General features: G+C 59.7%; 9 protein-coding genes. 8 read left to right on the top strand and 1 reads right to left on the bottom strand.

Features of this window, described 5'->3' with window-relative positions:
• Positions 1 to 104 precede the first annotated feature (104 nt).
• The 6 genes from GA707_RS14735 (at position 105) to GA707_RS14760 (ending at position 7248) form a co-directional block, all read left to right on the top strand.
• On the top strand, positions 105 to 1913 hold the full coding sequence (locus tag GA707_RS14735; RefSeq protein ID WP_152179199.1) for a nucleoside-diphosphate sugar epimerase/dehydratase: 1809 nt from the start codon (positions 105 to 107) through the stop codon (positions 1911 to 1913).
• Complete coding sequence (locus GA707_RS14740) at positions 1910 to 3199, top strand: nucleotide sugar dehydrogenase (protein ID WP_152179200.1); 1290 nt, start codon at positions 1910 to 1912, stop codon at positions 3197 to 3199. Before GA707_RS14735 ends, GA707_RS14740 begins: the two co-directional genes overlap by 4 nt.
• A gap of 9 nt (positions 3200 to 3208) precedes the next feature.
• A complete protein-coding gene (locus tag GA707_RS14745; protein ID WP_152179201.1) occupies positions 3209 to 3862 on the top strand; it encodes a sugar transferase in 654 nt (217 codons plus the stop codon).
• Positions 3863 to 3952: 90 nt separating this feature from the next.
• Positions 3953 to 4855 (top strand): glycosyltransferase, encoded by a 903-nt coding sequence (locus tag GA707_RS21830; RefSeq protein WP_152179202.1) that lies wholly within the window; start codon positions 3953 to 3955, stop codon positions 4853 to 4855.
• A 288-nt stretch (positions 4856 to 5143) separates the two neighbouring features.
• The gene (locus GA707_RS14755; protein WP_152179203.1) at positions 5144 to 5893 is read left to right on the top strand and encodes an FkbM family methyltransferase; all 750 of its coding nucleotides are present in this window, start codon (positions 5144 to 5146) and stop codon (positions 5891 to 5893) included.
• 71 nt (positions 5894 to 5964) lie between these two features.
• Positions 5965 to 7248, top strand: a complete 1284-nt coding sequence (locus tag GA707_RS14760) for a glycosyltransferase (protein ID WP_193315355.1) — start codon at positions 5965 to 5967, stop codon at positions 7246 to 7248.
• Between the two features lie 357 nt (positions 7249 to 7605).
• Here the strand turns inward: GA707_RS14760 and GA707_RS21835 are convergent, their stop codons facing one another.
• Positions 7606 to 7827 (bottom strand): ATP-binding protein, encoded by a 222-nt coding sequence (locus tag GA707_RS21835; protein ID WP_152179225.1) that lies wholly within the window; start codon positions 7825 to 7827, stop codon positions 7606 to 7608.
• Positions 7828 to 7934: 107 nt separating this feature from the next.
• On the opposite strand from GA707_RS21835, the gene GA707_RS14775 reads away from it, so the two are divergent.
• The gene (locus GA707_RS14775) at positions 7935 to 8225 is read left to right on the top strand and encodes a transposase (protein ID WP_152179205.1); all 291 of its coding nucleotides are present in this window, start codon (positions 7935 to 7937) and stop codon (positions 8223 to 8225) included.
• On the top strand, positions 8222 to 8635 hold a 414-nt coding region (locus GA707_RS14780; protein ID WP_152179206.1), incomplete at its 3' end, for an IS3 family transposase. The genes GA707_RS14775 and GA707_RS14780, both read left to right, overlap by 4 nt.

Raw genomic sequence — 8635 nt, forward strand, 5'->3', positions numbered from 1 at the left:
GACCTATGGGTAACGGTTTCGGGGGAGAGCGGTTAGCATTGGGCGGGTTGCCGAGGCGACATGAAGGCGGCGTGAACGAACATGACAGGGGGGCGGGAGATCAGATGAGCAGTTCCGTGTATGTGAAGCGTTCGGCCATGGTGGCCTGGGACGCGCTCTCATGGATCATCGCTCTGGGTCTGTTCCTACTTCTCCGCCACGACCTCGCACTGTCCGAGCGTATCTGGGAGGCGACTCTCGCATACACGACCGCAGCGATACTGCTCCAGGTGGCAGGCGGGTTCTATCTGCATCTGTACCTCGGTCGAAGCCGGGTGGGCAGCTTCGACGAAGTGACCGCGCTCGGTGCCCTGGTCCTGACGATCAGCATCTTCCTCGGAGGAGCCTTCTTCCTCACCCAGCCGGTCTTCTCGCGAGGCGTGGCCGTCGCGATGCCGGCCTTGGCGTTCATCCTCATGGCAGCGGGCCGCTGGGTGTTCCGTGCGGCCGTGACGGACCCAATCCTGCGTAACCGGCCTGAGGGCGCGAAGCGGGCCCTGGTCTATGGGGCCGGGGACATCGGCCACCAGGTCGTCGGACTGGTGGACACCGCGGACGAGCCGCCGTACACGATCGTCGGCTTCATCGACGACAACCCTGCCAAACGGTACCTGCGGATTCGTGGCCACCGTCTGCTTGGGAAGGGTGGGGACCTGCCGGACCTCGCGCAGCGGCACAGGGTCGACGTGGTCATCCTCGCGATTACCAACGCTCAGCCCGCGTTCATCCAGGACCTCGCCGATCGACTGGAGCCGGTTGGGATCACGCTGGTCGTTGTCCCACCGGTGCGCGAGATGATTGACGGGCAGGTCCAACTCGGTCAGTTGCGAGAGTTCAACGTGGCAGACCTCCTTGGTCGTCGCCCGATCGAGACCGACCTGTCGGAGGTTGCAGGTCTGATCACCGGACGGCGGGTTCTCGTGACCGGTGCTGGCGGGTCTATCGGCAGCGAGCTCGCCGCCCAGGTGCACGGGCTCGATCCGGCGTCGTTGGTCTTGCTCGATCGTGACGAGTCCTCGCTACACGCCGTCCAGCTCCGTCTCTATGGCTCGGGGTTGCTCGATCGCGACGACATCGTCCTGTGTGATATCCGTGATGTCGAGGCGCTCGACCAGATCTTCCGTCGGCACCGCCCCGAGGTCGTGCTCCACGCGGCAGCACTGAAGCACCTGCCGATGTTGGAGCGGTTCCCTGACGAGGGGTGGAAGACGAACGTTCTCGGCACGCATAACGTGCTCAGCTGCTCGCTGGCGCATGGGGTGGAGCACGTAGTCAACGTGTCCACAGACAAGGCCGCGGACGCCACGAGCGTTCTCGGGCAGACCAAGCGGATCGCTGAGCGACTGACTGCCTGGTATGCGATGGTGCACGACCTGCCGTACGTCTCGGTCCGTTTCGGCAACGTCCTCGGTTCTCGCGGCTCAGTCTTGTACGCGTTCCGTGCGCAGATCGAGCGCGGTGGACCGGTGACCGTGACGCATCCAGATGCGACGCGGTACTTCATGACCATACCCGAGGCGTGCGAGCTCGTCCTTCAGGCCGGCGCAATTGGTGACCCGGGAGACGTGCTCGTTCTCGACATGGGCGAACCGGTGCGCATCGTCGAGGTGGCTCGGCGGCTGATCGCTGAGTCGAAGCAGGACATCGACGTGGTGTACACCGGCCTGCGGCCGGGGGAGAAGCTTCACGAGGTGCTCTTAAGCGGCGAGGAACGCGGCACCCCGAGCGATCACGAGCTCATTACCAGGGTCGAGGTGCCCGGGCTCGACCCCAGCCACATGGCCCATGGCGGCTTGGACAGCGCGCACGGTGAGGTGGACCGACTGCAGGCCCTTGCGAACGCTGGCCTCCGCGACCAGCAGGGCGCAGCGTGATCGCTGAGCGTGACCCGAGGGCCGCAACCGTCGGGGTCATCGGGTTGGGATATGTCGGCCTGCCTCTGGCTGTCGAGTTCGGCAAGGTCGTCGACGTCATCGGCTTCGACATCAACGAGGGCCGTGTCACCGAGATCCGCGGGGGGCGCGACCACACGCTGGAGGTCGACTCCGAGGCGCTGATCTCCGCTGATCGTCTGACGGTCATAACAGACCCCATGGGGCTGGCTCAGGCGGACGTCTACATCGTTACGACACCGACCCCAATCGACGATGCAAAGCAGCCGGACCTCGGACCGCTCCTCTCAGCGACTCGGACCGTAGCGGGTGCTCTAAGTCCAGGTGACATCGTGATCTATGAGTCCACGGTGTACCCGGGGGCGACCGAGGAGCAGTGCGTGCCAGTGCTTGAGGAGTACTCCGGCCTGCGTTTCAATGAAGGCTTCTTCGTCGGCTACAGCCCGGAGCGCATCAATCCCGGTGATAAGCATCGACGAGTCACTAACATCGTCAAAGTGACCTCCGGCTCCACGCCGGAGACCGCTGATTTCGTCGACTCCCTATACCGGCTCATCGTGAAGGCCGGCACCCATCGAGCGTCCTCGATCAAGGTCGCCGAGGCCGCGAAGGTCATCGAAAACACCCAGCGTGACGTGAACATCGCCCTCATTAACGAACTGGCCGTGCTCTTCGAGCGGCTGGGGATCGACACCGAAGAGGTTCTCCTTGCCGCCGGCTCGAAGTGGAACTTCCTGCCGTTCCGGCCAGGCCTCGTCGGCGGACACTGCATTGGTGTGGACCCCTACTACCTGACCCACAAAGCCCAGCAGGTCGGCTACCATCCGGAGCTGATCCTTGCCGGACGGCGACTCAATGACTCCATGGGTGGCTACGTCGCATCCCAGCTTGTCAAGGCAATGACGAAGCGCGGGATAGCCGTGCAAGGTGCGCGCGTGCTCGTCCTGGGGCTGGCCTTCAAGGAGAATACTCCGGACTTACGCAACTCGCGCGTCATCGACATCATCACGGAGTTGCGGCAGTATGACGTCCACGTCGATGTCCTCGACCCGTGGGTCGAGCCGGACGAGGCCCTGAGCGAGTACCAGATTTCGCTTGTGACGGAGCCCCAGTTGGGCGCTTACCAAGGCATCATTCTCGCCGTCGCCCACCGGGAGTTCACCGACTTGGGGGGCGGGGCGATCCGCAAGTGGGGCGCCGAGGCGGGTCACGTGGTCTACGACCTGAAGTATGCGCTCGACCCATCCGCATCCGATCTGCGGCTCTAGGCTAATGGAGTGACAAGGTCAGGGGATCGAGCGAAGCGGGCGTTCGACGTAGTCGTCGGGAGCGCCGTGTTAGTTCTATCCATGCCGATCCAAGCGGCGGTGGCGATAGCGATCCGTCGGTCAATGGGAGCCCCGGTTCTCTTTCGCCAGCTTCGGCCGGGCAAGGATGGCGTGGCGTTTGAGCTGATCAAGTTTCGAACGATGCGGCACCCGGATGCATCGCATGTGACAGATGAAGAGCGGCTCACGCCTCTGGGTAGCTTTTTGCGGTCTACAAGTCTCGATGAACTCCCATCATTGCTAAATGTTCTCCGAGGCGAAATGAGCTTAGTCGGACCTCGACCTCTCCTGGTGGAATACTTACCGCACTACAGTCCCGACCAACTGCGACGTCACAGCGTTCGGCCGGGGATCACGGGACTCGCTCAGATTTCAGGACGCAACAGTATTCCTTGGGAAGCCAAGTTTGCGAAGGACCTGGAGTATGTAGATGGCCAATCATTTTGGATGGATCTGAAAATTCTTATTGCGACGATTATGTTCGTCTTGCGCAGGAAGGGCATAACGGGCGATGGTGAGGCAACCGCGCGACGGTTTGTCGGATGCGATGACTTGCCCGGCGACAGGCCTCCTCGCCAGGACGTCCACCTACCGAACGATTGAACTACCTTTCCAAGCTTCGCAAAGCCTAATCATGGTAATCGATAGGGGCGGCCAGCACGCTACCGACCACATGAAAGAGGGGGTGTTTGTATGGCGAGGATTGTGTGCGGCGTGATCAATTACAACTATGCAGACTTTCTCAAGGAGTGCCTCCAATCCATAGATGAACAGGTAGAAGTCGACGATATTCGGGTGATAGTGGTTGATGACTGCTCGACCGACAACTCTCGAGAGATTATAGAACAGTGGGCGCGCTCATCCCCACATCAAACCGAGATAGTCTTCAAATCGGTCAACACTGGGCCCGGAGACTCATACAATCAGATCATTCGTCGTCTCCGCCCTGAAGACGAGTTCCTGGCAATAATTGACGCTGATGACTATTGGCTACCGCGAAAAAGCATAGCGCAATTGGCGGCCTTTGGGCAGTCACCCCCAACAACTGCGGTCGTGTATTCTGATGACCTGGTCTTAGACAACGAGACCGGAGTGCTTGAGGCTAGAAGAGTGCAGAGTCCACCTATTGGCCAAGGCGCAATCGAACATTTGCTAACCCGCCACGTCTTCACACCGCTTAACTCGACGTTAATTCGCGCGGAGATGGTGAGTGAAATCGATGCCAGTCTTAGAGTATGTGATCTGCAACTATGGTTGGCGACTGCCAAGCGGGGGGAGTTTGTCTATTGTCCGGGGCACTACAGTGTGACGCGTAGGCACAAGGGCTCGATGTCGTTAAACGAGACGCTGCGTACAGATCGGTTGACGATTCTTGGCCGTTATGCATCCAATGGCCAGGAGCGCTCTTGGGCGCGGCAGCGGGGAAGAAGCATACTCAAAGCCAGCTCAATCGATGGCCCCCAGCCTCCAGTGAAAGCGTACATTAGCTATATTTTCCGACTCCACGATGTCAAAGCAATTGCTTTTCTCGTGGCGCGTCTAATCCCAGGGAATCAGTCGATACTTCGACGACTTTACCATTACCTGCGTAGGTAGGTAGACACATCGCGATACTGATGATAGTAAGAGCTCTCATCCGAGGCCAGGAATGGATGAATTTGGACCTCTCTGCCCGACCGGAAACTCGTCACTGAAAGAAGGGAAGCTGTGACAACTAACGCGGAGCGGATAAGGTGGATAAAGAAGCGCGCGATACGAAGGGTAGATGCATACGAGGGTTTAGGATATGGTGCGGTACGTCTGCTTCTTGGCGTCGTTACCACGATCAGAAGTACCTACAACAGCCGAAAGCTGGCGACTGTACATTGGTCGCGAGGGAATGGAATGTGGCGACACAACTTTCCTGAGGGTAGGCTACTCGACCGCCAGAGATGGCATTCTGCCGAACATTACGCGACGCGTGGGGCCTACGACATTTATGACCTGCTTTGGCGTCACTACAAACCGGCTACGGGAGATGTCGTGATTGATGTTGGGGCTGGTAATGGGGGGGAGACCCTTTTTCTTGCTGGCATGGTCGGCAAGGAGGGCCGGGTGGTCGCCATCGAACCTGCCGACGTACCATTCGAGCGCCTGGTAGCGATGTGTGCTCTCAATCGATGGTCACACGTAGAGCCGCATAAAGTGGCACTCTCGGCTACGTCGGGGACGGTCAGTATTTCTGAGTCGGAGAGTTGGGTGAGCAGCAACATCTACGAAGGTGGTACAAGCGAGGTGCGTTCAACAACCCTTGATGACCTTTGTGACCAGCTCGGTATCACTTCTGTCAACTGGCTGAAAATGAATATTGAAGGTGCGGAAAAGGAAGCCATACAAGGCATGGAGAGAATGGCTCCGAATGTGAAGAACATGACCATTTCATGTCACGATTTTCTTGGTACTGACTGGGGTCGATCCAAAATGGTCGTAACCAAGTGGCTCAAAGACCATGGATTTGAGGTGAGAACACATGGGCCTGGGCTTGAAGCCGAGAAGGACTATATCTACGCTTGGAGAGGCGATAGGAACCAGGTCGATCGGGATATCGGGCCGCCGCCTCTGTACGATTTTGGAGAGTCAGAAGCAGAGTGCTGAATGCGAGAACGACACGTATGCCACGCATGAATAGCCCATGGCTGGATCCGTCACGCTGCGGATCGGATCAAGTGACCCTCATCGTTTTCACCTTAAGGTACCCTTTCGCCGATTATGCCGAAGTTTTCCTCGATACTGAAATGCAGTATCTCGCTGACTTCGATCGAGTAATCTTCTGCCACTTCGGTAAAGAGCGGAACGACGTTCGGCCGGAAGCTCTAGCGAGGATCAACGCTATAGTTGATGTGATCGGTGTACCGATTATCCGGGGTCACACATGGGCGCTCTGGATGCGTGCACTGCTCGTGCTCCCGGCGGCTGGTCCTGACCTATTGCGTGAGGTCATGGCTCGCGCAAAACACAGCGGGCGAAGAAGGCCAACGTTGGCGGTCATCGGCCCGTCGGTTCTGGGCATCCTCAAGTTGCGCATTCAGGCTGCAGTACTCAAGGACGAGCTCTCTCCTCTCCTCGCGCGGAGTCGTGTCCCTGTTTTCTATTCGTACTGGTTTGCTGGCGGGGCGTACCTAGCCGGCTTGTTAGCAGATGAACTTGGCGGAAAGGCGGTGGCTCGCGCCCACGCGTTTGATGTATATGATGACATTTACGGGTATCGGTATTTCCATAGTTGTTCGATCAGGCGGTTGGACGCCGTGTTCGCTTGCTCTGAGCATGGAATGAATCGATTACGCGTTGAATTGCCGGACTACAGCACGAGAATTCACCGAGCGTACCTCGGCACCCGATCCCCAGCTGCTCTTCCGGTGACGCCCAGTCACCATTGCGAGGCGTTTCATGTTCTGACTTGCGCTAACGTGAATCCGGGAAAGCGGCTTGAGCGCGTTGTAGACGCGTTGAGCCTAACCACATGCGGTCCGATTCACTGGACGCATATAGGTGGTCCCGATGCCGAGATGATTGCATTGCGTGAGTATGCGAGCGAGAGGCTCCGTAGCCGTCCAGAAATCACAAGTGATTTTCTCGGTTTCTTATCTAACGAAGAAGTGACCACCTACTATGAGAGCTCGCACGTCGATCTTTTTGTCAGCACCTCTGATCACGAGGGCCTGCCAGTCACGATGATGGAGGCCATGTCGTTCGGAGTGCCAGTTGTGGGCACCGACGTGGGTGGCGTTGCCGAGATTGTGCGTGACAATGTCAATGGTTTCATTGTGCCTATCGATGATGCAGTTGAAGATCGTTTCGCTCAAGTCATAGACAGAGTTTGTTCGGCGGACGCGCAGACGATCTCAGCTCTTCGGAGTAACGCGAAGCAGACGTGGCATGAACATTTTCGCGCTGAATCCAACTACAGTCGGTTCTTCCGCTATCTGAGTTCGCTGCGGATCCAAGCGTAGAAGTCAGCAGCCTTGTATGGGTTGTGGTCACACGACCTGGGCCTGAATTCTACAAGTGGGACTGATGCTCCTATGTGTTGTCAAGCTGCGGTGAGCCATTCTCGGTAGCGGTGGGCGAAGTCGTCGTCGCTGCGTCGGCCGAGTTCGAGTTCGCCGACCCGGAGGGCCGCACGCGCAGGGGGTCGGCGACCGTGGTCAGGGTGATGTTCTTGGCTTGCCGGGCGGGTCGTAGGTCGGAGTAGTCCGGCACAGAACAGTTGCCGAGCAGGGCCTGGAAGACTTCGCGGGCGATTGCCAATGGCCAGGTGGGGGTCCCCGCTGGTGGCCAAGTGGAAGTCCCCGGCCCTCTGCTGGTTCTCAGCGGGTGGGGCGGTCACCCCCTTGGCGGGTTCGGGCGTGCCTCATGCGGTGGGACTGGCCGCTGATGATCACGGTGGTGGCGTGGTGCAGGAGCCGGTCGAGCATGGAGACGGCGGTGGGGTGTTCGGGCAGGAACCGGCCCCAGTCCTCGAACGACCAGTGCGACGCTAAGCCGAGGGATCGGCGTTCGTAGGCGGCGGCGACGAACCGGAACAGCAGCTGGGCGCCGGTGTGAAGCGTTCACGGTTTGATGCCGCATCGTTTCCCACCAAGGAGGAGGATGAGGTTCCCCCCGAAGTGTGGAGGCATCGACAATGAGGATTGCGATGTCAAGGAAGAGAACGAAGTACGACCGGGAGTTCCGTGAAGGGGCGGTCCGGATCGTCGAAGAGACCAGGAAGCCGATCGCTGCGGTCGCCCGCGACCTCGGGATCAACGAGGGCACGTTGGGCAACTGGGTCCAGCGCGCCCGCGCTGAGCGGGAGGGCCGTGGTGAGCTGTCCGAGGCGGACTTCGAGGAGCTGAAGGCGCTGCGCGCCGAGGTGGCTGAGCTGCGGATGGAGCGTGATGTGCTCAAGCGATCCGTGGTCCTGTGGGTGAAGGAGGCGACGAGGTGAGCGTGGCACGCTTCATCGCCGACCAGAGGACCAGCTACGCCGTGCCCGTCGCGTTCACGTGTGCCCTGCTGGGGATCTCGCTGTCGTGGTTCTACAAGTGGATCGAGCGGGCGCAGCGTCCCGGCGCCGACCATGGCCTGTTCACCACCCGCGACCTGCGCCGGGATGTCATCGACCGGGCCGTGAAGGTCATGTTCGTCAGGCAGCGTGGCCTGCACGGCTCGCCACGCCTGGTGACGGACCTGCGCGAGGACGGCTGGAAGGTCAGTGAGAAGACGGTCGCGGCCTCGATGCGCCGGCAGGGTCTGATCGCCCGGAAGATCAAGCGCCGCAACGGGTTGACCCGCCAGGACAAGACCAAGGCGCCGTTCCCTGACCTGGTCAACCGGGACTTCACCGCGGCCGCGCCG

The organism is Nostocoides sp. F2B08, assembly GCF_009184895.1.
Taxonomy (GTDB): Bacteria; Actinomycetota; Actinomycetes; order Actinomycetales; family Dermatophilaceae; genus F2B08.

Bases quoted from the DNA above. Each gene is read 5' to 3' on its own strand.
- GA707_RS14735 (WP_152179199.1), top strand. From the start codon at position 105: ATGAGCAGTTCCGTGTATGTGAAGCGTTCGGCCATGGTGGCCTGGGAC.
- GA707_RS21830 (WP_152179202.1), top strand. From the start codon at position 3,953: ATGGCGAGGATTGTGTGCGGCGTGATCAATTACAACTATGCAGACTTT.
- GA707_RS14755 (WP_152179203.1), top strand. From the start codon at position 5,144: ATGTGGCGACACAACTTTCCTGAGGGTAGGCTACTCGACCGCCAGAGA.
- GA707_RS14775 (WP_152179205.1), top strand. From the start codon at position 7,935: ATGTCAAGGAAGAGAACGAAGTACGACCGGGAGTTCCGTGAAGGGGCG.